The 22,053-nt window shown below is 72.6% G+C and carries 18 protein-coding genes; 3 read left to right on the top strand and 15 right to left on the bottom strand.

Annotation, left to right across the window (positions count from 1 at the left end):
• Positions 1–17 precede the first annotated feature (17 nt).
• From M5362_RS29845 to M5362_RS29785, 13 genes are all read right to left on the bottom strand, one after another.
• Positions 18–1,040: an ADP-ribosylglycohydrolase family protein gene (locus M5362_RS29845; protein ID WP_260230931.1), complete on the bottom strand. Its 1,023-nt coding sequence runs from the start codon at positions 1,038–1,040 to the stop codon at positions 18–20.
• The gene (locus M5362_RS29840; protein WP_260230930.1) at positions 1,037–1,786 is read right to left on the bottom strand and encodes an NUDIX hydrolase; all 750 of its coding nucleotides are present in this window, start codon (positions 1,784–1,786) and stop codon (positions 1,037–1,039) included. The genes M5362_RS29845 and M5362_RS29840 overlap by 4 nt, the downstream gene beginning before the upstream one ends.
• Complete coding sequence (locus M5362_RS29835; protein ID WP_260230929.1) at positions 1,783–2,862, bottom strand: AAA family ATPase; 1,080 nt, start codon at positions 2,860–2,862, stop codon at positions 1,783–1,785. Before M5362_RS29835 ends, M5362_RS29840 begins: the two co-directional genes overlap by 4 nt.
• Complete coding sequence (gene pnuC / locus M5362_RS29830) at positions 2,859–3,512, bottom strand: nicotinamide riboside transporter PnuC (RefSeq protein WP_260230928.1); 654 nt, start codon at positions 3,510–3,512, stop codon at positions 2,859–2,861. The genes M5362_RS29835 and pnuC overlap by 4 nt, the downstream gene beginning before the upstream one ends.
• A gap of 130 nt (positions 3,513–3,642) precedes the next feature.
• Complete coding sequence (locus M5362_RS29825; protein ID WP_260230927.1) at positions 3,643–4,764, bottom strand: pseudouridine synthase; 1,122 nt, start codon at positions 4,762–4,764, stop codon at positions 3,643–3,645.
• Complete coding sequence (gene scpB, locus M5362_RS29820; RefSeq protein ID WP_260230926.1) at positions 4,764–5,372, bottom strand: SMC-Scp complex subunit ScpB; 609 nt, start codon at positions 5,370–5,372, stop codon at positions 4,764–4,766. Before scpB ends, M5362_RS29825 begins: the two co-directional genes overlap by 1 nt.
• Positions 5,369–6,679 (bottom strand): ScpA family protein, encoded by a 1,311-nt coding sequence (locus tag M5362_RS29815; RefSeq protein WP_260230925.1) that lies wholly within the window; start codon positions 6,677–6,679, stop codon positions 5,369–5,371. The genes scpB and M5362_RS29815 overlap by 4 nt, the downstream gene beginning before the upstream one ends.
• A 46-nt stretch (positions 6,680–6,725) precedes the next feature.
• A complete protein-coding gene (locus tag M5362_RS29810) occupies positions 6,726–7,247 on the bottom strand; it encodes a hypothetical protein (RefSeq protein ID WP_260230924.1) in 522 nt (173 codons plus the stop codon).
• Positions 7,232–8,275 carry a ParA family protein gene (locus M5362_RS29805; protein ID WP_229818740.1) on the bottom strand — a complete coding sequence of 348 codons (1,044 nt, stop codon included), beginning with the start codon at positions 8,273–8,275 and terminating at the stop codon, positions 7,232–7,234. The genes M5362_RS29810 and M5362_RS29805 overlap by 16 nt, the downstream gene beginning before the upstream one ends.
• A 400-nt stretch (positions 8,276–8,675) precedes the next feature.
• On the bottom strand, positions 8,676–9,791 hold the full coding sequence (gene ald / locus M5362_RS29800) for an alanine dehydrogenase (protein ID WP_260230923.1): 1,116 nt from the start codon (positions 9,789–9,791) through the stop codon (positions 8,676–8,678).
• A 146-nt stretch (positions 9,792–9,937) separates the two neighbouring features.
• Positions 9,938–11,923: a tetratricopeptide repeat protein gene (locus tag M5362_RS29795; RefSeq protein ID WP_260230922.1), complete on the bottom strand. Its 1,986-nt coding sequence runs from the start codon at positions 11,921–11,923 to the stop codon at positions 9,938–9,940.
• A gap of 211 nt (positions 11,924–12,134) precedes the next feature.
• Positions 12,135–12,761: an NUDIX hydrolase gene (locus M5362_RS29790; RefSeq protein ID WP_260230921.1), complete on the bottom strand. Its 627-nt coding sequence runs from the start codon at positions 12,759–12,761 to the stop codon at positions 12,135–12,137.
• 85 nt (positions 12,762–12,846) lie between these two features.
• A complete protein-coding gene (locus M5362_RS29785; protein WP_260230920.1) occupies positions 12,847–14,511 on the bottom strand; it encodes a CTP synthase in 1,665 nt (554 codons plus the stop codon).
• Positions 14,512–14,931: 420 nt separating this feature from the next.
• Here M5362_RS29785 and M5362_RS29780 point away from each other — a divergent pair, with 420 nt between their 5' ends.
• From M5362_RS29780 to M5362_RS29770, 3 genes are all read left to right on the top strand, one after another.
• Entirely contained in the window at positions 14,932–16,734 is a 1,803-nt protein-coding gene (locus M5362_RS29780) for a glycoside hydrolase family 15 protein (RefSeq protein WP_260230919.1), read from the top strand.
• A 110-nt stretch (positions 16,735–16,844) separates the two neighbouring features.
• The gene (locus M5362_RS29775) at positions 16,845–18,248 is read left to right on the top strand and encodes an FAD-binding oxidoreductase (RefSeq protein WP_260230918.1); all 1,404 of its coding nucleotides are present in this window, start codon (positions 16,845–16,847) and stop codon (positions 18,246–18,248) included.
• Positions 18,249–18,384: 136 nt separating this feature from the next.
• Positions 18,385–20,007, top strand: a complete 1,623-nt coding sequence (locus tag M5362_RS29770; protein ID WP_260230917.1) for a PucR family transcriptional regulator — start codon at positions 18,385–18,387, stop codon at positions 20,005–20,007.
• Positions 20,008–20,077: 70 nt separating this feature from the next.
• Here the strand turns inward: M5362_RS29770 and M5362_RS29765 are convergent, their stop codons facing one another.
• On the bottom strand, positions 20,078–21,163 hold the full coding sequence (locus M5362_RS29765; protein WP_260230916.1) for a glycosyltransferase family 4 protein: 1,086 nt from the start codon (positions 21,161–21,163) through the stop codon (positions 20,078–20,080).
• Positions 21,164–21,253: 90 nt separating this feature from the next.
• Positions 21,254–22,018, bottom strand: coding sequence for a hypothetical protein (locus M5362_RS29760; protein WP_260230915.1), 765 nt, complete (start codon positions 22,016–22,018; stop codon positions 21,254–21,256).
• Positions 22,019–22,053 lie beyond the last annotated feature (35 nt).

Genomic DNA, 22,053 nt, shown 5'->3' with positions numbered 1-22,053 from the left:
AGCTTCCCAGGGTGCGCTCACGCGTCCCAGAGGGCGCCGAGGGTCAGGAGTTCACTGCGGTACTCGATCCGCTCCTCCCACTCCTTCGGCCACGCGCCGGCGCCGAGGTGGGCGCCCGCGAAGGCGCCCGCGAGACAGGCGATCGAGTCCGAGTCGCCGCGGGTGCAGGCGGCGCGGCGCAGGGCCGTGACGGGGTCCTCGGGAAAGAGCAGGAAGCAGAGGAGGCCGGTGGCGAGGGCCTCTTCGGCGATCCACCCGTCGCCGGTGTACGTGCAGGGGTCGAGCTCCGGGTCGGCCGTGCGCTGCACGGCGTCCAGCCTCTCCAGGACGGCCAGGCACTCGTCCCAGCCGCGCTCGGCGAAGTGCCGCGCCGAGGGGTCCTGGGAGCGGGTCCACAGGTCACCGAGCCAGGTCTCGCGGTACACGGATCGGTTCTCGTACGCGTACGAGCGCAGGTGCCCCACCAGGCCCGTCGGATCGACCCCCTGCGTCAGCAGGTACACCGCGCGGGCCGTCAGGTCGGAGGCGGCGAGGGCGGTGGGGTGGCCGTGGGTGAGGGCCGACTGGAGCTGGGCGGCGCCGGACCGCTGCTCCTCGCTCAGCCCGGGTACGAGGCCGAGGGGCGCGACGCGCATGTTGGCGCCGCAGCCCTTGGAGTGGATCTGGCTGGCGTCCTGCCAGGGGCGGTCGCTGTCGAGGAGCCGGCAGGCGACCAGGCAGGTCCTTCCCGGGGCGCGGTTGTTCTCCGGGGAGTGGTACCAGTCGACGAACTCCTCGCGGACCGGCCGGGCGAGCCGGAGCGGGGCGAGGACACCCCGGTCCATGGCGGTGCGGATGCCGCGTCCCAGGGCGAGGGTCATCTGCGTGTCGTCGGTGACCTGGGCCCGGTCCTTCTGCCGGCCCGGCAGCTCCATCTCCCGCCAGGGGCCGAACTTCGCCAGGATCGTCGGCACGTCGTTGAACTCGGTCGGGAAGCCGAGCGCGTCGCCGAGCGCCAGCCCGATCAGGGAGCCGGTGGCGGCCTGCTTGGTGATCGTCATGGGGTGGATCGTCCTTCCGGTCGCAGCAGCGGCGGGTGGAGGGCCGTGGCCTCGCCCGCCCGGTAGAGAGCGGCCGGTTTCCCCCGTCCGCCGGTGAGGCGCGGTGGCCCTTCCACGGCCTGGACGAAGCCGGGTGTGGCGAGGACCTTGCGCCGGAAGTTGGGGCGGTCGAGCTCGACGCCCCAGACCGTCTCGTACACCTGCCGCAGCTCGCCGATCGTGAACTCGGGCGGGCAGAAGGCGGTGGCGAGGCAGGTGTACTCGAGCCTGGCGCCGACCCGTTCGTGCGCGTCGGCGAGGATCCGGTCGTGGTCGAAGGCGAGGGGCCCGTACGCGCCCTGTGTCCCGTACGGCCTCCACCGCGCCCGCGCCGCGTCGCCGCCGCCGCGCGGCTCGGGCGCGTCGGGGACGAGGGCGGCGAAGGCGACCGAGACGACCCGCATCCTCGGATCGCGGTCCGGTTCGCTGTACGTCCGCAGTTGTTCGAGGTGGAGCCCGGCGACGGTGTCCCCGGACAGGCCGGTCTCCTCGGCCAGTTCGCGGCGTGCGGCGACCTCGGCGGACTCGCGGGGCAGGAGGAAGCCGCCGGGCAGCGCCCACGCCCCCGCGTACGGCTCCTGGCCGCGTTCGACGAGCAGGACGTGCAGGCGCTCCTCGCGGAGGGTGAAGACGGCGAGGTCGACGGTGACGGCGAACGGCTCGAAGGCGTACGGGTCGTAGCCCTCGGGGGCTTGGGGCGGGGTCATCGGCGCTCCGGCAGGGGATCGGCGAGGTCCCAGCCCTCGGCGAGCAGGGCGTCCACGGCGGCGACCGCCGCCGCGAGCCGCTCCTCGTGCGGCCCGGTGAGCACGGCCGCACGGCGGCCGGTGTGGGCGAGCTGGGTGTGGAAGCGGGCCGTCATCCAGGGCCGCAGGTGTTCCCCGTCCCGCAGCCCGTCGTCCTCGAAGGCGACGCCGCGGTGGTCGGTCAGGAGCCACAGGTGCTGCCGGCCTCGCGCGGCGATCTCGCCCGTGGCGGGGCTGGTGGTGCCCATGTACCGCTCGTGCCAGATGGTGGTGGCGAAGGCGTCGGTGTCGCAGAAGAGCACGGGTGAGCCGGTCCGCGCGGCCTCCTCCTCCCGCTCGGCCTGGCGCAGGGCGATGAGCGGGAAGTCCTCGGAGTGGAAGGTGACGTCCTCCCAGGTGGCGTCGGGGCGCCCGGCACGCAGCTCGGCGAGCTTGAGCTCGCTGAACTCGCGCCCGAACTCCGGTACCCAGCGGGTGCGGGCCCAGACGCCGCCCCTGGACCGGTAGTGGTCGGCCAGGGCGCGGGCCATGGTGGTGGTGCCGGTGGACTCGGCGCCGAGGACGACCACGCGCCGGGTGAGCGCGGCCCTCACCGGCGGTTCCAGGTAACCCCAGCAGCCGACGGGGTCCTTGCGGACGGCGGTGCCGGAGACGGGGAAGAGCGTACGGTCCGGGTCGACGCAGACCGACTCGGCGCCGAAGCGGCGGGCCAGCTCCTCGCCGTACGGCTCCGAGGTGAAGACGGCGTCGACCGGCTCGGGTACCGCGGCCCGGAAGACGGCCATGTGGGCGGCCCACACATCGGGATCGTGGAGGTCGACGGGGATCTCGTCGACGGCGCCCACGACCAGGGCGTCGGGGTGGATCTCCCGCATCCAGGCGACCCGGTCCTCCAGCGGCAGGCTCTCCACGGAGGAGGCGCAGACGAGGACGGTGAGGCGCTCGCAGCGGTCGCGGGCGGTGCGGACGAGATGGTGGTGGCCGGCGTGCGGCGGATAGAACTTGCCGAGGACCAGGCCGTGTCCGTAGGGCTTCATGCCGCCGCCTCCACCGGGATCGCGCGTCGCGCGGTGAGGTCCCGGTTCCAGTTCCGCAGGCCGAGGACGCAGAGAGCCATGAACCCTGCGTACAGCAGGGAGGTGAGGTACAGCTCCTTGTACGCGTACAGGGGGATGTACACGATGTCGGCGGCGATCCAGAGCCACCAGGACTCCAGCCGCTTCCGGCACTGCCCGTAGGTCGCCATGAGGGAGAGCGCGGTCGTCAGGGCGTCCCAGAAGGGGACGGTCGAGTCGGTGGCGCGGTCGAGCAGCAGGGTGAGGGCGAGGGTCCCCACCACCCCCGCCGTGAGCAGCCATGTCCACTCGGTGCGCGTGATGCGGCGCACCGGGAGGGTGTCGGAGCCTGGTCCACCCCCGTGGGTCCAGGTCCACCAGCCGTACACGGCGAGGGTGATGAAGACGATCTGAAGGCCGGCGTCCGCGTACAGCCCCGCCTGCGTGAAGAGCAGGACGAAGAACAGGTTGTTCGCGATGCCGACGGGCCAGTTGGCGAGGTGCTGGCGGGCGACCAGCCAGACGCAGAGCGCGCCGCTGCCGAAGCCGAGGACCTCGGTCCAGCTGACCGGGGTGTCCAGGACCGTGAACAGCGGCCGCTGCAGGGGTTCGAGCACGTGTGCGAGGCTCACGCCCGCCTCCTTAAGAGTCACGTTGACTATAAAGGGCGACGGGCCTCGGCCACAAGTACGAACGCGCACACGAAGAAGCCCGTGACCGCGGTGGAGCGGTCACGGGCTTCTTCGCGTGCGGCGACGGGGGTTACATGCCGACTTCCTTCATCAGCATGCCGACCTCGGTGTTGGTCAGGCGGCGGAGCCAGCCGGACTTCTGGTCGCCCAGGCCGATCGGGCCGAAGGCGGTGCGGACCAGCTTCTCGACCGGGAAGCCGGCCTCGGCCAGCATCCGGCGCACGATGTGCTTGCGGCCCTCGTGCAGCGTGACCTCGACCAGGTAGTTCTTGCCGATCTGCTCCACGACGCGGAAGTGGTCGGCGCGGGCGTAGCCGTCCTCCAGCTGGATGCCGTCCTTGAGCCGCTTGCCGACCTCACGCGGCAGCGGGCCCGTGATGGCGGCCAGGTAGGTCTTCTTCACGCCGTACTTCGGGTGCGTGAGGCGGTGGGCCAGCTCACCGTGGTTGGTGAGGAGGATGATGCCCTCGGTCTCGGTGTCGAGCCGGCCGACGTGGAAGAGCCGCGTCTCACGGTTGGTGACGTAGTCGCCGAGGCACTGGCGGCCGTCGGGGTCCTCCATGGTGGAGACGACACCGGCCGGCTTGTTCAGCGCGAAGAAGATGTGCGACTGGGTCGCGACCGTCAGGCCGTCGACCTTGATCTCGTCCTTCTCCGGGTCGACGCGCATGCCCTGTTCGAGCACGATCTCGCCGTTGACCTCGACCCTGGCCTGCTCGATCAACTCTTCGCACGCACGGCGCGAACCCATGCCGGCGCGGGCGAGCACCTTCTGCAGCCGCTCGCCCTCCTGCTCGGCGCCGGGGAAGGTCTTCGGGGTCTTGACCTCCGGCTTGTTCGCGTACCGCTCCCGGTTGCGCTCCTCGGTCCGGGCGTCGTACTCCCGCGAGCGCGCCGGGGCCGTACGGCCGCCCCCGCGCTGCGGGGACTGCTTCGGTCCGCCCTTGGCGCCACCGCGGGCGGCCGCGCCGCGGCCCCGCTTGGGGCCGTCGGAGGGGGCACCGGAGCCGCCCACGTCGTACTTGCGCTCCTCGGGGCGCGGATTGCGCGGGCGACCGCCCCCGCTGCCGCTGCCGCCGCCCTGCCGGTCGTCACGGCTGTTGCCGGCGCCCCGGTAATTGCCGCGGCCACCGCTGTTGCCACCACGGCTCCCGCCGTTGTTTCCGCTGTTCCTGCCGCTGCTGCTTCGCATCAAATGTCCGTCGTCTTGTCGTCTGCGTCTTCCCGGTCCGGAAGGTCCGGATCGAACGACGGGACCCCTTCCAGCGTCTCCGCCTCGATCGCGTCCGCCTCGGGGAGGAAGGGCGCGAGCTCGGGGAGCTCGTCCAGGCCGCGCAGGCCCATCCGCTCCAGGAAGTAGTTCGTCGTCCTGTACAGGATCGCACCTGTTTCGGGTTCCGCGCCCGCCTCCTCCACGAGACCCCGCTGGAGGAGGGTGCGCATGACGCCGTCGCAGTTCACTCCTCGGACCGCCGAGACGCGGGAGCGGCTGACCGGCTGGCGGTACGCGACGACGGCGAGGGTCTCCAGGGCCGCCTGGGTGAGGCGGGCCTGCTGCCCGTCGAGGACGAACGCCTCGACCGCGGCGGCGTGCTCGGGGCGGGAGTAGAAACGCCAGCCGCCGGCGACCAGGCGCAGCTCGAAACCACGGCTCTGGACGGTGTACTCGTCGGCGAGCTCGCGCAGGGCGTCGCCGACCTCGCGCGGGGTGCGTTCGAGGACCTTGGCGAGGTGGGCCTCGGTGGCCGGCTCGTCGACGACCATGAGGACGGCCTCGAGGGCGGGCTTGAGGTCGCTCATGCCTTCTCCTCCACTACGTGATCGAACTCGTCGGTGACCTGGGCTTCCTGCTCCCCGCCCGTCCAGGTGACGGTGAGCTCGCCGAGGGCGTCGTCCTGGTCGAGGGCGACGGCCTTCTCCCGGTAGAGCTCCAGGAGGGCGAGGAAGCGGGCGACGACGGTGAGGGTGTCGACGGCGCCGTCGGCGAGCTCGCGGAAGCTGACGCTGCCGCGCTCGCGCAGGAGGGCGACGACGATGCCGGCCTGCTCGCGCACGCTGACGAGGGGGGCGTGGATGTGGTCGACGTACACCTGCGGCTTGGCCCTGGGCTGCATGGCCTTCACGGCGAGCCTGGCGAAGCCCTCGGCGCCGATGGAGATGACGACCTCGGGCAGCAGCTCGGCGTGGTGGGCCTCCAGGCCGACGGTCCGGGGGTGGCGCCGGCCCTCGCTCTCCCAGCGGTCCTCGAAGATCGAGGCGATCTGCTTGTACGCCCGGTACTGCAGGAGCCGCGCGAAGAGCAGGTCCCGCGCCTCCAGGAGCGCGAGGTCGGCCTCGTCCTCCACCTCGGCGGCGGGCAGCAGCCGGGCGGCCTTGAGGTCGAGCAGGGTCGCGGCGACGACGAGGAACTCGGTGGTCTGGTCGAGATCCCAGTCGGGCCCCATGGCGCGGATGTGCGCCATGAACTCGTCGGTGACCTTGGAGAGGGCGACTTCGGTGACGTCGAGCTTGTGCTTGGAGATGAGCTGAAGGAGGAGGTCGAAGGGCCCCTCGAAGTTGGCCAGCCGCACGGTGAACCGGCCGTCGTCGGCGGCGGGGGCGCCGCCGGGGCCGGGCGCGCCGGGGGCAGCGGCCGGCCCGGGGCCGGAAGGCGCGACGGGGGCGGCAGGTGCGGTGCCGGGGGCGGCAGGTGTGGTGCCGGGCTCGCCGGCCGCACCGGGACCGGTGGCCGGCCCGAGGCCGGAGCGCGGCCCAAGGCCGGAGGGCGCGCCGGGGGCGGCAGCCGGGCTGGGGGCGTCTGCGCCGGGGGCGGTGGGCGCCCCGGGGCCGGCAGGTGCGGTGTCAGGGCCCGTGGCCGGTCCGGGGTCGGTCGCCGGGGCGGGCGGGCCGGCCGCGTCCTGCTGCGGCGGTGTGGGCTGCTCGTCCGGCGAGGTGTCGGGCGTGGGGCCCTTCGCGGGCGCGTCCGTGGGGGCGGCGCTCACGGCGTCCGAGGCCTCCGGCGCGGGGCCGTCCCCGGGCTCCCGCGGCGGGGCCGCCGCCGTGCCCGGGCCCTTGCCCAGGGCGCGGCGGTGCGGCGGGCGGGACGTTTCGGCAGGGGGTGGCGGCATCGGGGTCCAGGGAGGAGCAGAGGGCGTGGCAGCCCGCAGGCTACCCTCAGCGGCCGCGCAGGCGGCGCACGAGGATGCTCGCGTCGCCGCGGGACTCCAGGTCCGCCAGGACCACCGCGACCGCCTCGCGGACGATCCGGCCGCGGTCCACGGCCAGGCCGTGCTCGCCGCGGAGCACCAGACGCGCGTGCTCCAGGTCCATCAGCTCCTCCGCGGAGACGTAGACCGTGATCTTCTCGTCGTGCCGCTCACGCCCGCTGGGCCGCCGGTTCGGCGACCTGCCGCGCCTGCGCGCCGGAGCCGCGGACGCGGCCGGCGCCTGGCCCGGGGCGGCGGACGCGGACTCCGTCGCGCGGGCCCGCGGCTCCGACTGCTCCGCGGGCTGCGCGGCCGAGTGCTCCGCGGAGCCCGGCCCCGCGCCCGGACCCGAGCCCTCCGCCGCGGCCTCCGTGTCGCTCTCGCCCGCCGGAGCCGGTACCCGGCCACGGGGCGAGGAGGACTGCAGCGCCATCCCCCCGGTCGTACGGAACAGTTCGTCGGCGCCGGGCAGACTCACTCGGCGTGACACCGGGCGAGCACCTCCCTGGCGAGCTGACGATAGGCGGCGGCACCGACCGAGTTCGACGCGTACGTCGTGATCGGTTCACCGGCGACCGTGGTCTCCGGGAAGCGCACGGTCCGGCCGATCACCGTGTGGTACACGTGGTCGTCGAAGGCCTCGACGACCCGCGCGAGCACCTCACGGCTGTGCACGGTCCGGGAGTCGTACATCGTGGCGAGGATGCCGTCGAGCTCCAGCTCGGGGTTGAGCCGCTCCTGGACCTTCTCGATCGTCTCGGTCAGCAGGGCCACACCGCGGAGCGCGAAGAACTCGCATTCCAGCGGCACGATGACCTTGTGAGCCGCCGTCAGCGCGTTGACGGTCAGCAGACCGAGCGAGGGCTGACAGTCGATCACGATGTAGTCGTAGTCGTTCATCAGCGGCTTCAGGGCGCGCTGGAGCGTCGACTCGCGCGCGACCTCGCTGACGAGCTGCACCTCGGCCGCGGAGAGGTCGATGTTGCTCGGCAGCAGGTCCATGTTGGGCACGGCGGTCTTGAGGAGTACCTCGTCCGCCGACATGCCCCGCTCCATGAGCAGGTTGTAGACGGTGAGGTCGAGCTCCATCGGGTTCACACCGAGACCGACCGACAGGGCACCCTGCGGGTCGAAGTCGACGAGCAGCACCCGCCGTCCGTACTCCGCGAGCGCGGCACCCAGGTTGATGGTCGACGTGGTCTTGCCGACGCCGCCCTTCTGGTTGCACATCGCGATGATCTTCGCGGGTCCGTGATCGGTCAGCGGACCCGGGATCGGGAAGTACGGCAGGGGCCGTCCGGTCGGGCCGATCCGCTCGCGGCGCTGACGGGCAGCGTCGGGTGCGAGGGTAGCCGCGTACTCCGGGTCGGGCTCGTACTCGGCGTCGGGGTCGTAGAAGTGCCCCTCGGGCACCTCGTCGTAGGCGGCGAAGTGGGTGGACTCTCGGCCACTCTCGTTGCCGGCCGTGGCGTTCACGTGTAGGCCGTCCATCATCTTCATCGTGTGGGCTGTCGTCATGGGCTGATGCGTCGCGTTGGTCGCGAAGGTGCGGACAGCGACGGAGCCGACAGGGATTCCTGGCTGTCCGCCCCCGGGAGTAAATGTCGACTCATTCACAAGTCGTCTTACCTCCTTGGATTGTGGCCAGGAACATTTATCGATAGGTCAGCGTGGCACCATGCCGACGGTTGGCGACTCTATGGCGTGTCACCGCTCCGCAGCAACACAATCCGCCGGACCCGGCCCGATGTGTCGGCAACCGAACACCTCTCTGTCAAGGGTGCGCAGCCATGCATCCGTACGTTTCGGGGGTGTGCGAAACGGTTAAAGGGTTACGTTCGAGGCGAGTTGCCCGGCGCCCCGGAAGTGGCCGGATGCGTGAGGTTGACGGCGCGGGTTGACGCGACGTCTAAGGAGCTCAGCCCAGGAGGGTCGCCAGCTCGACGTGGTCGAGGCCGTGCGCCTCGGCGACCTCCTTGTAAACCACCTTGCCGTCATGGGTGTTGAGGCCCAGGGCCAGCGCGGCGTCGCGGCGCAGCGCCTCGACCCAGCCGTTGTTCGCCAGCGACACGATGTAGGGCAGCGTGGCGTTGGTGAGGGCGTAGGTGGAGGTGTTCGGGACCGCGCCGGGCATGTTGGCGACGCAGTAGAAGACCGAGTTGTGGACCTGGAAGGTCGGCTCGGCGTGGGTGGTCGGGTGCGAGTCCTCGAAGCAGCCGCCCTGGTCGATCGCGATGTCGACAAGGACACTTCCGGGCTTCATCTTGGCGACGAGCTCGTTGGTGACCAGCTTCGGGGCCTTGGCGCCCGGGATGAGGACGGCGCCGATGACGAGATCGGCCTCGACGACGGCCTTCTCCAGCTCGAAGGCGTTGGAGACGATCGTCTTCACCTTGGTGCCGAAGATCTTGTCGGCCTCGCGGAGCTTGTTGATGTCGCGGTCGAGCAGGGTCACGTGGAAGCCCATGCCGACGGCGATCTGGGTGGCGTTCCAGCCGGAGACGCCGCCGCCGATGACGACGCACTCGCCGGCGTGGGTGCCGGGGACGCCGCCGGGGAGCACGCCGCGGCCGCCGACCGAGCGCATCAGGTGGTAGGCGCCGACCTGCGGGGCCAGACGGCCCGCGACCTCGGACATCGGGGCGAGCAGCGGCAGGGCGCGGTTCGCGGTCTCGACGGTCTCGTACGCGATGGCGGTGGTGCCGGACTCCAGCAGCGCGTCCGTGCACTCGCGGGAGGCGGCGAGGTGCAGGTACGTGAAGAGGGTCTGGTCCTTGCGGAGGCGGTGGTACTCCTCCGCGATCGGCTCCTTGACCTTCAGCAGCAGGTCGGCGATGGCCCAGACCTCGTCCGCGGTGGGCAGGATCTGGGCGCCGGCGGAGACGTACTCCAGGTCCGTGATCGAGGAGCCCGCACCGGCGTTCTGCTCGACGAAGACCTGGTGGCCGTTGCGGACGAGCTCGTGGACACCGGCGGGGGTGATGGCCACGCGGAACTCGTTGTTCTTGACCTCGCGGGGGATGCCGACCTTCATCGTCGATCACGGTCCTTGAATCAGGGGAAACGGGGGTGCACTGCGATACATACCCGGATGCACTACCGCGCACCGGGGCAGACCGCGGTCGATCGCGGCCCGCCCAGTCTAATGAAGGAGTTCCCCGTGTCTAGCCTTGCAAAGCATTAATCTTCGGCGGAAGCACTGCGGATTTCGCAGGCGGAAGTGTCGCTTCCAAGGAGTCTTTCGGCCGCGGACCGGTGCAGACCGGCCGCCGCGGGGTCTCCGAGCCGATCGAGGGTGTCGGCCAGCCGGAGCTGCAGCGCCGCCTGGAGCCGCACGTCCTGGGCGCGCCGGGCCCACTCCACTGCCTCCTCGCAGGTCCGCAGGGACTCCTCGGGCCGCCCGGCGTACTCCTGGACCCGGGCGGCCTCGCTCAACGCCCGCGCGTGGCCGGGGAGATCGGCCAGCCGCCGGTAGCCCGCGGCGGCGGCGCGCCAGTGCCGCAGCGCCTCGCCGTAGCGGCCCGCGTAGGTGTGCACGGTGCCGAGGCGTGCGTACAGCCGGGCCTGGTCGGCCCGCTCGTCACGGGCGAGGCGCTGGGCGAGCGCACGCCCGTACCAGTCGCCGGCCCGCTGCCAGTCCCCGAGCTCCTGGTAGGAACCGCCTACGGATTCCATCGCGCGGCCGATCGCGTACGGGTCGTTCGCGGCCCGGCCGGCGTCCAGAGCGGCCCGGTAGCGGGTCAGCGCGTCCTGGGTGCGGCCGGTCCTGGCGTCGAGATCGGCGAGGTTCAGCAGCGCGGCGGCCCGTTCCCGGTGCAGTCCGCGCCGCTCGGCGACGTCCAGGACCAGGCGGTGCAGGCCGTAGAGGACGGGCGCGGCCGCCTCGGCGTCCCGGTGCGCGGTCTCGGCCCTGACGTGGGCGGCGACGAGCCGGCGGGCCAGGGTGTCGAGCTCGCCGTCGGCGACGGCGAGGCGGGCGGAGGCGAGCAGCACGGGCCGGCGGCTGTCGAGCCACTCGGCGGCGGCGGGCACGGTCGGGAAGCGCAGGGCACGGGGCAGTCCGGCGAGCTTCTTGCGGGCCGCGGACCCCTCGGGCTCGGTGACCGCGCGGCAGGACTGGAGGAGCCGTACGGTCCGCTCCAGCATCCGGGCGCGGGCGAGCTGCACCTCGGCGGGCCGGTCGCGCTCCTCCATCCGCTCGCGGAGGAGAGGGACGAGGTGTCCGGGCACCTCGTACTGGCCGTCCTCGACCTCGGCGAGGAGGCACAGCCCGGCGAGGTCGGCCAGGGTGCTCGAAGCCGCCGAGACGGAGCATCCGGCCAGGGCGGAGGCGGTGTGGGCGTCGGCCCGGCCGAGCGGGGCGAGGGTGACGTAGCGCAGTATCCGGGCGGCGGGCCCCGCCAGGGATTCGTGGACCAGGTGGAACGCGCGGGAGAGCGGGTCGCCGGTGAGGGCGCGCAGCCGTTTGGCGAGGTCGGCGACGGACGCCTTCGGGCGGGCGCCGAGCCAGCCGCCGGCGAGGACGACGGCGGCGGGCTGGCCGCCGCACTCCTCGGCGAGGGTCTCGGCGGCCTGCGGGTCGACCGTCACGCGGACGGAGCCGGTGAAGGAGGTGAGCATTTCGATGGCCGACTTGGGGTCGAGGCCGCCGAGGGTGCAGGGCCGGACGTCGGGGATCCCGGTGAGCGGACCCTTGGCGACGGCGACGACGAGGGCGTCGGGGTTGTCCGGGATCAGCGGGTCGACCTGTTCGGCGTCGACGCAGTCGTCGAGGACGAGCACGCAGCGGCGTTCGGCGAGGGCCTCGCGGATCAGTTCGGTCAGCTCGTCCTCCCCGGCGCCGGGCGGTTCGGCGACGCCCAGGTCCTGGAGGAGCCCCTGGGCGACGCGCGCGGTCGGGACCGGCTCCCCGCCGGGGTCGGTGAGCCGGGCGCGGAAGACTCCGTCGGGGTAGGCGGTGCCGAATCCCGCGACGAGCTCCTGGGCGAGCCGCGTCCGGCCGGAGCCCGGGCGGCCGGCGATCAGCAGGACGCGCGCGCGGGGGGCCTTGTGGCCGGCGAGGGTGTCGAGTCCGGTCCGTTCGATGTCGGCGCGGAGGGCTTTCAACTCCCGCTGCCGCCCGAAGAAGTTCCGCACCCCGCCCGCTGCCACCGCCTGATCCGTCACGGGCCACGCTCCCGTCCACCTGCGCACGAGCCGATCCCCGCGGGGGGTCTCCGCACGGGTGATCCCGAGCGTAGTTCAGGGCGTGTGCCCGACCCGGCGGGGCGGGGCGGACAGGTCCCCCGATCGGATCAGCAGATGTTCAGACCGCACGTACACCGTTGTGGGCATTCGTTCCGCTGGGCGGGACGATTGCCCACACGGCGCGTGGCCCCTACGCCTCGAAGGGGCGGGCCGGCCAGGGCGCGTCCGCCGGGCGCAGCGCGTCGAGTCCGTCGCCCGCGCGGGCCGCCGCCAGCGAAAGCACCCCCACGACCAGGCAGTTGTTGTGGAGCTCGCCGGCGAGCGCCCCCCGGACCACGTCCGCGAGCGGAACCCGGGCCAGCTCCATGTCGGCCTCCTCGTCGGCGACGTCGAAGCGTTCGCCCTGAGCCTCCGACAGGTCCCGTGCCAGGAAGACGCGGACCGCCTCGTCGCAGCCGCCGGGCGTCGTGTACACGTCCACCAGGACCCGCCAGTCCTCCGCCTTGACGTGCGCCTCCTCGTACAGCTCCCGCTCCGCGGCGTGCAGCGGGTTCTCCCCCGGCACGTCGAGGAGACCGGCCGGGATCTCCCAGAGCTTCTGCCGCACGGGGTGCCGGTACTGCTTCAGCAGCAGCACCCGGTCCCGGTCGTCGAGGGCGACGACGGCCACCGAGCCGGGGTGGACCTGGTAGTCGCGGCGCGCGACCGTGCCGTCGGGCATGACCACGTCGTCCGTGCGGACACTCGTCTTGTTTCCCTGGAAGGGGGTCGTCGTCGCGACGATCCGCCACTCCTCAGGGGTGTCCTGCAACTCCATCTGCGTCCTCCCACACGAGCCACACGCGAAAGCCGGGGTACCGGTCCCGGAAGGACCTGTACCCCGGCAACGTTAACTCCTCGTACTACTTGCCCGTCTTGCGCGCTTCCTGCTGCCGCTCCACGGCCGCCTTGACCAGACCCGCGAAGAGCGGGTGCGGACGCGTCGGACGCGAGCGCAGCTCCGGGTGGGCCTGGGTCGCGACCAGGTAGGGGTGCACCTCGCGCGGGTACTCGACGTACTCGACGAGCTTGTTGTCCGGGGACGTGCCCGAGAAGATCAGACCGGCCTTCTTCTCCAGCTCCGCGCGGTAGGCGTTGTTCACCTCGTAGCGGTGGCGGTGGCGCTCGTCCACGTACGGCTCGTCGCCGTACACCTCGCGGACGATCGAGCCCTCGGCGAGCTTCGCCGGGTAGAGGCCCAGGCGCATCGTTCCGCCCAGGTCGCCGGCGCCCTCGACGTACGCGAGCTGCTCCTCCATGGTCGAGATGACCGGGTGGGCGGTCGCGGCGTCGAACTCGGTGGAGTTGGCGTCCGGGATGTCGGCCAGGTTCCGCGCGGCCTCGATCACGATGCACTGCAGGCCGAGGCAGATGCCGAGCAGCGGCACCTTGTTCTCACGGGCGTACTGGATCGCGCCGATCTTGCCGTTGACACCGCGGTCGCCGAAGCCGCCGGGGATCAGGATCGCGTCGACGTCGCCGAGCTGCTTCTGCGCCCCGGCCGCGGTCTTGCAGTCGTCGGAAGTGACCCACTTGACCTTGACGCGCGCCTTGTTGGCGAAGCCGCCGGCCCGCATGGCCTCGGTGATCGAGAGGTACGCGTCGGGCAGGTCGATGTACTTGCCGACGAGCGCGACGGTGACCTCGTGCTCCGGGTTGTGGACGCGGTCGAGCAGGTCGTCCCAGGTGGACCAGTCCACGTCGCGGAAGGGCAGGTCGAGCTTGCGCACGACGTAGGCGTCCAGGCCCTCGGTGTGCAGGACCTTCGGGATGTCGTAGATCGACTTGGCGTCGATGGCGGCGACCACGGCGGCCTCGTCCACGTCGCACATCAGCGAGATCTTGCGCTTGATGGCGGTGGGGACGTCGCGGTCGGCGCGCAGCACGATGGCGTCGGGCTGGATGCCGATGTTCCGCAGGGCGGCGACGGAGTGCTGGGTCGGCTTGGTCTTCAGCTCGCCGGAGGGGCCGATGTAGGGCAGCAGCGAGATGTGCACGACGAAGACGTTGTCGCGGCCGACCTCGTGGCGGACCTGGCGGACGGTCTCCAGGAACGGCAGCGACTCGATGTCGCCGACCGTGCCGCCGACCTCGGTGATGACCACGTCGACGTCGTCGGTCGCCATGCGGCGGATCCGGGACTTGATCTCGTTGGTGATGTGCGGGATGACCTGGACGGTGTCGCCGAGGTACTCGCCGCGCCGCTCCTTGGCGATGACCTGCGAGTAGACCTGGCCGGTGGTGACGTTGGCCGAGCCGTCGAGGTCGACGTCGAGGAACCGCTCGTAGTGACCGATGTCCAGGTCGGTCTCGGCGCCGTCGTTGGTGACGAACACCTCGCCGTGCTGGAAGGGGTTCATCGTGCCGGGGTCGACGTTCAGGTACGGGTCGAGCTTCTGCATCGTGACCCGCAGGCCCCGCGCCTTGAGGAGCGCACCCAGGCTGGAGGCGGTCAGGCCCTTGCCGAGGGAGGAGGCGACACCCCCGGTGACGAAGATGTGCTTGGTCGTCGTGGTTTTGGGCGGCATCGCCAAGAGGGGGCTCCCGTGGTCGCGTTCTGGAGGTGCGTTCCGGCGTCCCCTCCGGAAGAATCGGGGGGTGCCGTCGCTGCGGTTGCGGGGGCTCGGCTGTCGCCGTTTCCCACCGGTCCACGGGGTACCAGGGTATCAGCGACATCGGGAGACTGCTTCCGGCCACACGGGGCAGTCGAGTGCACACGGATGGCGACGCGCCCGCCGGGTGCACGACTCGGCGCCGGGGGTTCTCGCGGCGTCAAGCCCTGCTCATCCGATCGGAGCAACGACGTGACGAGAACGCAACGAGATGCGTCGTATCCTGCTCGGACACTCGCCGCCGAGCGTCAACGATCAGTTGACCGCCGACCTGACCGCTGACCTGTAGCAAGCGCCCTGCGGGGCGGACGTGGCCGTTCGATCTGGAGAGAGCACGTGGCCGGGCGCATCGAGGATTACGCACTCATCGGAGACATGCAGACCGCCGCCCTGGTCTGCCGGGACGGCAGTGTCGACTGGCTCTGCCTGCCCCGCTTCGACTCGCATGCCGTCTTCGCGGGTCTCCTCGGCACGGAGGAACACGGATTCTGGCGGGTCGGCCCCGCCGGCCCCAACGGCGCTCCCCCGGCGCCCGCCGACCGCCGCCGGTACCGCGGCGACTCGCTCATCCTGGAGTCCGAGTGGGACACCCCGCGCGGCACGGTCCGGGTGACCGATTTCATGCCGCCGCGCGACGGCGCGCCGCAGCTGATCCGGATCGTGGAGGGCATCTCGGGCCGGGTCCCGATGCACTCCGCGCTTCGGATGCGGTTCAGCTACGGACGGGTGGTGCCGTGGGTGCACAAGGTCGGGGACCGCACGGTCGCCGTCGCGGGCCCCGACTCGGTGTGGCTGGACATGGACGCCGAGACGCACGGCAAGGACCTCACGACGTACTCGGACTTCACCGTCACGCCCGGCGACCGGGTCACCTTCACCATCAGCTGGCAGCCCTCGCACAAGGAGGCGCCCGCCCTGCCGGACCCCGAGGGCTCGCTGGAGGCGACCGAGGACTTCTGGCGGGAGTGGGTGGAGCACTGCACGTACCACGGCCCCTACCGGGAGGCCGTGGTCCGCTCGCTGATCACGCTGAAGGCGCTGACCTACGCCCCGACGGGCGGGATCGTCGCCGCGCCGACCACCTCCCTGCCGGAGGAGATCGGGGGCGTACGGAACTGGGACTACCGCTACACCTGGCTGCGCGACGCGGCGATCACCCTGTCGTCGATGCTGCGCACCGGCTACCGCGAAGAGGCCCGCGCCTGGCGGGACTGGCTGCTCCGGGCGGTCGCGGGCGACCCGGAGAACCTGCAGATCATGTACGGGATCGCGGGCGAGCGTGAGCTGGGCGAGGCCGAGCTCGACTGGCTGCCGGGGTACGAGAACTCCGGCCCGGTCCGGGTCGGCAACGGGGCGGCCAACCAGCTCCAGCTGGACGTGTACGGCGAGGTCACCGAGGCCCTGCACCTGGCGCACATGACGGGGCTCTCCCGCAACGACTACGCCTCGCTGCTCCAGCTCAAGCTGATCCGCTACCTGGAGACCCACTGGAACGAGCCGGACGAGGGCATCTGGGAGGTGCGCGGGCCGCGTCGCCACTTCGTGCACTCCAAGGTGATGGCCTGGGTGGCGGTCGACCGCACCATCAAGCTCATCGAGTCCGGGGACGCCGACGGCCCGCTGGAGCGCTGGCGCGAGCTGCGCGACGAGATCCACCGGGACGTCTGCGAGAAGGGCTACGACAAGGAGCGGAACACGTTCACGCAGTCGTACGGCTCCAAGGAGCTGGACGCCTCGCTGCTGCTGATTCCGCAGATGGGCTTCCTGCCGCCGGACGACAAGCGGGTCATCGGCACGATCGAGGCGATCCAGCGGGAGCTGTCCACCGAGGACGGCTTCGTGCTGCGCTACCCGACCGCGGGCGAGGACGCCGGCGTGGACGGCCTGGAGGGCGACGAGGGCGCCTTCCTGGCGTGCTCGTTCTGGCTCGCCGACGACCTGGCGATGATCGGGCGGGTGGACGAGGCCCGCAAGCTCTTCGAGCGGCTGCTGGCGCTCCGTAACGACCTCGGACTCCTCGCGGAGGAGTGGGACTCGCGGCTGCAGCGCCAGGTGGGGAACTTCCCGCAGGCCTTCAGCCACGTTCCGCTGATCGACACGGCGCTGCGGCTGACCGCGAGCGGCGCGTACGGCGGTTGAGGCGGGCGTACGGGCGGTTGAGGCGGGCGTACGGGCGGTTGGGGCGCGGGAAAGAGCGCCCCGGAATAGGCTGAAAGGGACCTGTCCCCCCTCGGAAAGGGGGGCATCCCATGGCTCCCCGCACCAACGTTCCGGACAGCGCCCTCGCCGGACTCCGTGAGGATCTGGCCGGCGAGGTGTACGTGCCCGGCGACCCCGGTTACGACGAGGCCCGGAAGATCCACAACGGCATGATCGACCGTCGTCCGACGGTCATCGCCCAGTGCGAGACCGCGGACGACGTCTCCAACGCCGTCCTCTTCGGCCGGGAGACCGAGCTGCCCATCGCCGTGCGCGGCGGCGGGCACAGCGTCGCCGGGGCCTCCGTCGTCGACGACGGGCTCGTGATCGACCTGCGGCGGATGCACGCGGTCGTCGCCGACCCCGAGCACCTGACGGTGCGGGTCGAGGGCGGGGCGACCATGAGTCATCTGGACCACGCGACCCAGCCGTTCCGTCTGGCGACGACCGGTGGCCGGGTGTCCACGACGGGGGTGGGCGGCTTCACGCTGGGCGGCGGATCGGGCTGGCTGGAGCGGAAGTTCGGGCTCGCCTGCGACAACCTCCTCGCCGCCGACCTGATCACCGCCGAGGGCAAGCACGTGCACACGGACGAGGACGAGAACCCGGAGCTGTTCTGGGCGCTGCACGGCGGCGGCGGCAACTTCGGCGTGGCGACCTCGCTCACCCTGCGGCTGCACGAGCTTCCGGAGATGAGCATCGCCATGCTCTTCTACCTGCCGGAGGAAGCCCCCGAGGTGGTGCGCGCCTTCCGTGACGTGGGCGAGTCCGCCCCGGACGAGGTGGGCGGCGGGATCATCTACTTCCCCGCGCCGCCCGAGCCGTTCGTACCCGAGCACCTCGTCGGCGAGCTGGTCTGCGGCGCGCTGTTCACCTACGCGGGCCCGGTCACCGAGCTCCGCGAGCTGGCGGCGCCCCTGTTCGCGAGGGACCGCGCGATGGAGGTCGTCACGAACATCGCGTACGCCGATCTCCAGTGCATGATCGACGATCCGCCGGGGCTGCGGAACTACTGGTCGGCGGAGTACCTGACCGGTCTCCCGGACGAGGCCGTGGACGCCTTCTGCTCCGGTGGCGCGCGGATCCCGATGCCCACGGGCACCCAGAACGTGCTGTTCCTGATGGGCGGTGCGGTGGCGGACGGGCCCGCCGACCACCCGATCCCGTGGCGCTCCTCGCCCTGGGCCGTGCATCCCTTCGCCACCTGGACGGACCCGGCGGACGACGCCCGTACCGTCCAGTGGGTCCGGGACGTCCGCTCCGAGGTGCAGCCGTGGTCGACGGGGGCCGTGTACCTGAACTTCATCGGCTCCGAGGGCGACGAGCGGATCGTCTCGGGCTTCGGCGCCGAGAACTACCGCCGGCTCGCCGCCGTCAAGGCCGTGTACGACCCCGACAACGTCTTCCACCTCAACCACAACATCGCACCGGCCGACCCGCTCCCCCAGGGGTGACGCAGGTCACAGTCGACAGGCGGTCGCGCAATTGGCCCGACGGGACGACAAGTTGTCGACGGGACGGACGGACTGTCGGGTCCCGTGACCATCGGGTGATGTTGCCGGAACAGGTACGGAGGTAGCGTCCGGCTCCATGGACAGTCAGGGCGGGATCACCGTGCAGCGGGCGCTGGAGCTGCCCGGGCTCCGCAGCGGCCTCCCGGAGGTGGTGGCCGGCGCGGACCGGCTGAACCGCACCGTGCGCTGGGTGCACGCGGGCGAGGTCCCGAACATCGCGTCGCTGCTCAAGGGCGGCGAGCTGCTGCTCACGACGGGGCTGGGGCTCGGCACCCGCCCGGCCGAGCAGCGCGCCTTCGTGCGCCGGCTCGCGGACCGGGGCATCGCGGCGCTGGTGGTGGAGCTGGGGCCGCGGTTCTCGCGACTTCCGGCGACGATCGTGGAGACGGCGCGTTCGGCGTCGCTGCCGCTGGTGCAGCTCCACCGGGAGGTGCCGTTCGTCGCGGTCACGGAGGAGATCCACACCGAGATCGTGAACGGCCACTACGCGCTGCTGCGACAGGCGGAGGAGGTCCACCGGCAGTGCACGGAGGCGCTGCTCGGCGGGGGCGGGGTGCCGCAGGTGCTGCGGATCCTCGCCGACTTCACGGCGAACCCGGTCTTCCTGGAGACGGCGGACGGACAGCTGCTCTACGCGGCCGGTACGGAATCGGGTCCGGCGGACCCGCTCCAGGTGTGGGACGGACTGCGGGGCCAGCGGGCGGCACGGGAGTCGGGGCCGCCGACCGGCGCCGTGCTCGTGGACGTGCCCGGGGGCGGGCCGGGTACGGGGTCGGTCCGCGCCCGTCTCGTGCTGCTCGCGGTCTCCGGCCCGCTCTCCCCGGTGCACCGGATGGCGGCGGAGCGGGCGGCGGGCATCCTGGCCGTCGTGCTGATGCAGGCCCGCCAGGAGGAGGAGCTGGCGGCGCGGGGCCGGGGCGACTTCCTGACGGACCTGGCCGAGGGGCGGATCACGCCGGAGGACGCGCCGGCGCAGGCGCGGGTGCTGGGCTTCCGCCCGGGGGACGGCCCGCTGTTGCCCGTCGTCATGCGCCTGGCCTCCGAACTCTCCCCTTCGGGCAACTGGGCGCTGCTGGCGCGGGCGGTCCTGGAGGAGCTGTCGTCGGTGGGCGTCCCGGTCCTGCTGGGCGTCCGACCGGTGGAGGGCCGTGTCCCGCTCCTGCTGGGCCTGCGCTCGGAGTCGGAGCGTACGGCGGTGGCGGACCGGGTCGCCGCGGCGCTGCGGGCGGGTGTGGAGCGCGCGGGGCTCGAAAGGGGCGGCGGCCACCCGCCGGTGGTCGTGGTGGGCGTCGCGGGCGGCTGGGCCGCGGCGTCGGCGTCCCTGCGGCACGCGGGCGAGACGGCGACGGCCGCGCAGGGCCTCTCCGACCGCCCCTGGTACGACGCGCGCCGCCTCGACATCGACCTCCTGCTCTGGCGGCTGCGCGACCACCCGGACCTCGCGGCCTTCGTGGACCGTGCGATCGGCCCCCTGCGGGACCACGACCGCACGGCCCGCCCGCCGCTGCTCCCCACCCTGGAGACGTACCTGGCCCACGCGGGCCGCAAGGCGGAGACGGCCCGCGAACTCCACCTCAACCGCCAGACGCTCTACAACCGCCTGGCCCGCATCTCCGAGCTGCTCGGCACGGACCTGGACGACCCGCAGACCGTCCTGGCCCTCTCCCTGGCGCTCCGGGCGCGACGGCACACGACGTAAGGGGAGACGGGACGCACCGGACGCGGGGCCGTTTGTAGGCCCCGCCTCAGGAGCGGCCCGACAGCTCGTCTCAGGGGCGGCCCGACAGCTCGTCGTACACGCTCAGGACGTGCGCGATCGTCTCGTCCTCGGTCGGCCAGCTCCTCGCCTGGACCCGCCCCGCGGCCGCCAGGTCCATCCGCCGGTGGGCGTCCTCCAGCAGCCCCCGCACGGCCGCCGCCAGCGCCTGCGCGTCCCCCCACGGCACCAACTCCGCCGCGTCCCCGACCAGTTCGGGCACGCCACCCACCGCCGTCGCGACCAGCGGGACACCGAGCCGCAGGGCCTCCTGCGCCAGCAGGGCGCGCGCCTCCCAGCGCGAGGGGAGGACCGCGACGTCCGCCGCCGCCAGCAGCTCGGCCACGTCCTCCCGGCGGCCGATCAGCCGGACCGCGAGCCCCTCCGCCTCGATCCGCCTCTGGAGCGCCGCCCGTTCCCGGCCCTCCCCCGCGATCACCAGCAGCGGTTGCGGGTCCATGTCGCGCCACTCGCGCGCCGCGTCCAGCAGCAGCCCGTACCCCCGCTCGGGCACCAGCGCGCCGACCGCCATCAGCAACGGCCGGTCCACCGCGCCCAGTTCCGCCCGCGCCTTCCCGTCGTGCAGGCAGACCGGCGCCCGTGACGCGGGAATGGTCACCGGCGCGAGCCGTGCGTCCCGCGCCCCGCGCCGCCGGGCCCGGTCGACCAGCTCCGACGACGTCCCGAGGACGACGGTCGACGCCCGCGCCGTCCTCCGTTCGAGCAGCCGCAGGAGCCCTCCCCGCGCCCCGTCCACGTGGCTGCGGGTGTGCCAGGTCGTCACGAGCGACGGCCCCCGTACCCCGCCGGACAGCGCGAGCGTGGCGCGTACCGAGGCGTGCAGGCCGTGCGCGTGCACCACGTCCGCGCCGATGCAGGCGTTGCGGAGCTGGGCGACCGTCGCGGGGTCGTTGCGGCGCGGGACGGGCACGAAGTGCGCGCCGGCGCCGATGAAGTCGTAGGCGCGGTCGAGTTCGGCCGGGGCGCACACGGTCACCCGCACGCCCCTCGCCACGAGCCCCGAGGCAAGTGATCGGACGTGAGCGCTGCTGCCCGCGCTGCCGCCGCCCAGCACTTGGACCGTACGGAGCTGTGTCACGCGCCCAAGGATGCCAGCCCGTACGCACGTTCCGGCACCGAAGCGGCTTCGTCGCCGTGTCCGGGGCCCCAACTCGTCACGCGCTATCACTCACATGGGTGAGCGCGCGAGGGTGCTGACCCGGTCCCCGTACGCCGCCGCGGCGATGAGTCCGGCCGCGTGGACGGCGAGTCCGAACCGCCCGCTCCCGGCGGCGATGGCACTCCCGACGGCGGCGCCGAGCGCGTGCGCGCCGGTGTCGCCGAGCATGGTCCGCTCACCGAGGTCGTCGACGAGGACGGCGGCCGCGGCGCCCATCGGCGCGGCGGCGATCGCCCCGCGCAGCAGTCCGGGTGCGCCGATCGCGAGCACGGTCAACGCGGCGCGTCCCGGAGCGACGTCCACGAGGTTGACGAGGTGCGCGGTGCCCGCGATCACGACGCCCGCCAGGACCTTGTCGAGAGGCCGTTCCTTGAGCAGGGCCCCGGCCACGAGTCCGGCGGCGCCGATCCCGGCGAGCTTCACGGCCCCGCTGGTGACCTCCCCCTCGCGCAGGGCCCCGAGATGCGCCCGGAAACCCCGGCGGTGGTCGCCCTTCCAGTCGTCGTACGCCCCACAGGCACCGGCGGCGAGAACGGCGAGGGCCGCGGGCCCTCCCACTGCCTCCGAGCGGCGAGACCCCCGTGTCGCCGCGGTCGCCGCCCCCACGGCGGCGCCGAGGGCGGTGGCGGGACCGGCGTACAGATCGACGCTCCGTCCGGCGTGGTTCTCACGCCGCCCGCGCGTGTCACCGCGACGGCGCAGCGCCACGTACACCGCCCTGCTGACCCCCGCGCCCACCGCGAACGCGCCCACCCTGCCCAGCTTCCCGACCATGCGGCCACCCTAGGCGGACGGGCCGCGTCGGAGGG

Source organism: Streptomyces sp. Je 1-79 (assembly GCF_025195125.1).
Classification (GTDB): domain Bacteria; phylum Actinomycetota; class Actinomycetes; order Streptomycetales; family Streptomycetaceae; genus Streptomyces.
Note: the sequence above shows the minus strand (reverse complement) of the source record. Positions and strands in the feature narration are given on the sequence as shown.

Coding starts and splice junctions, on each gene's coding strand:
- M5362_RS29845 (WP_260230931.1), bottom strand. CDS start 1,040: ATGACGATCACCAAGCAGGCCGCCACCGGCTCCCTGATCGGGCTGGCG.
- M5362_RS29840 (WP_260230930.1), bottom strand. CDS start 1,786: ATGACCCCGCCCCAAGCCCCCGAGGGCTACGACCCGTACGCCTTCGAG.
- M5362_RS29835 (WP_260230929.1), bottom strand. CDS start 2,862: ATGAAGCCCTACGGACACGGCCTGGTCCTCGGCAAGTTCTATCCGCCG.
- M5362_RS29825 (WP_260230927.1), bottom strand. CDS start 4,764: ATGCGAAGCAGCAGCGGCAGGAACAGCGGAAACAACGGCGGGAGCCGT.
- scpB (WP_260230926.1), bottom strand. CDS start 5,372: ATGAGCGACCTCAAGCCCGCCCTCGAGGCCGTCCTCATGGTCGTCGAC.
- M5362_RS29815 (WP_260230925.1), bottom strand. CDS start 6,679: ATGCCGCCACCCCCTGCCGAAACGTCCCGCCCGCCGCACCGCCGCGCC.
- M5362_RS29805 (WP_229818740.1), bottom strand. CDS start 8,275: ATGACGACAGCCCACACGATGAAGATGATGGACGGCCTACACGTGAAC.
- ald (WP_260230923.1), bottom strand. CDS start 9,791: ATGAAGGTCGGCATCCCCCGCGAGGTCAAGAACAACGAGTTCCGCGTG.
- M5362_RS29790 (WP_260230921.1), bottom strand. CDS start 12,761: ATGGAGTTGCAGGACACCCCTGAGGAGTGGCGGATCGTCGCGACGACG.
- M5362_RS29785 (WP_260230920.1), bottom strand. CDS start 14,511: ATGCCGCCCAAAACCACGACGACCAAGCACATCTTCGTCACCGGGGGT.
- M5362_RS29775 (WP_260230918.1), top strand. CDS start 16,845: ATGGCTCCCCGCACCAACGTTCCGGACAGCGCCCTCGCCGGACTCCGT.
- M5362_RS29770 (WP_260230917.1), top strand. CDS start 18,385: ATGGACAGTCAGGGCGGGATCACCGTGCAGCGGGCGCTGGAGCTGCCC.
- M5362_RS29760 (WP_260230915.1), bottom strand. CDS start 22,018: ATGGTCGGGAAGCTGGGCAGGGTGGGCGCGTTCGCGGTGGGCGCGGGG.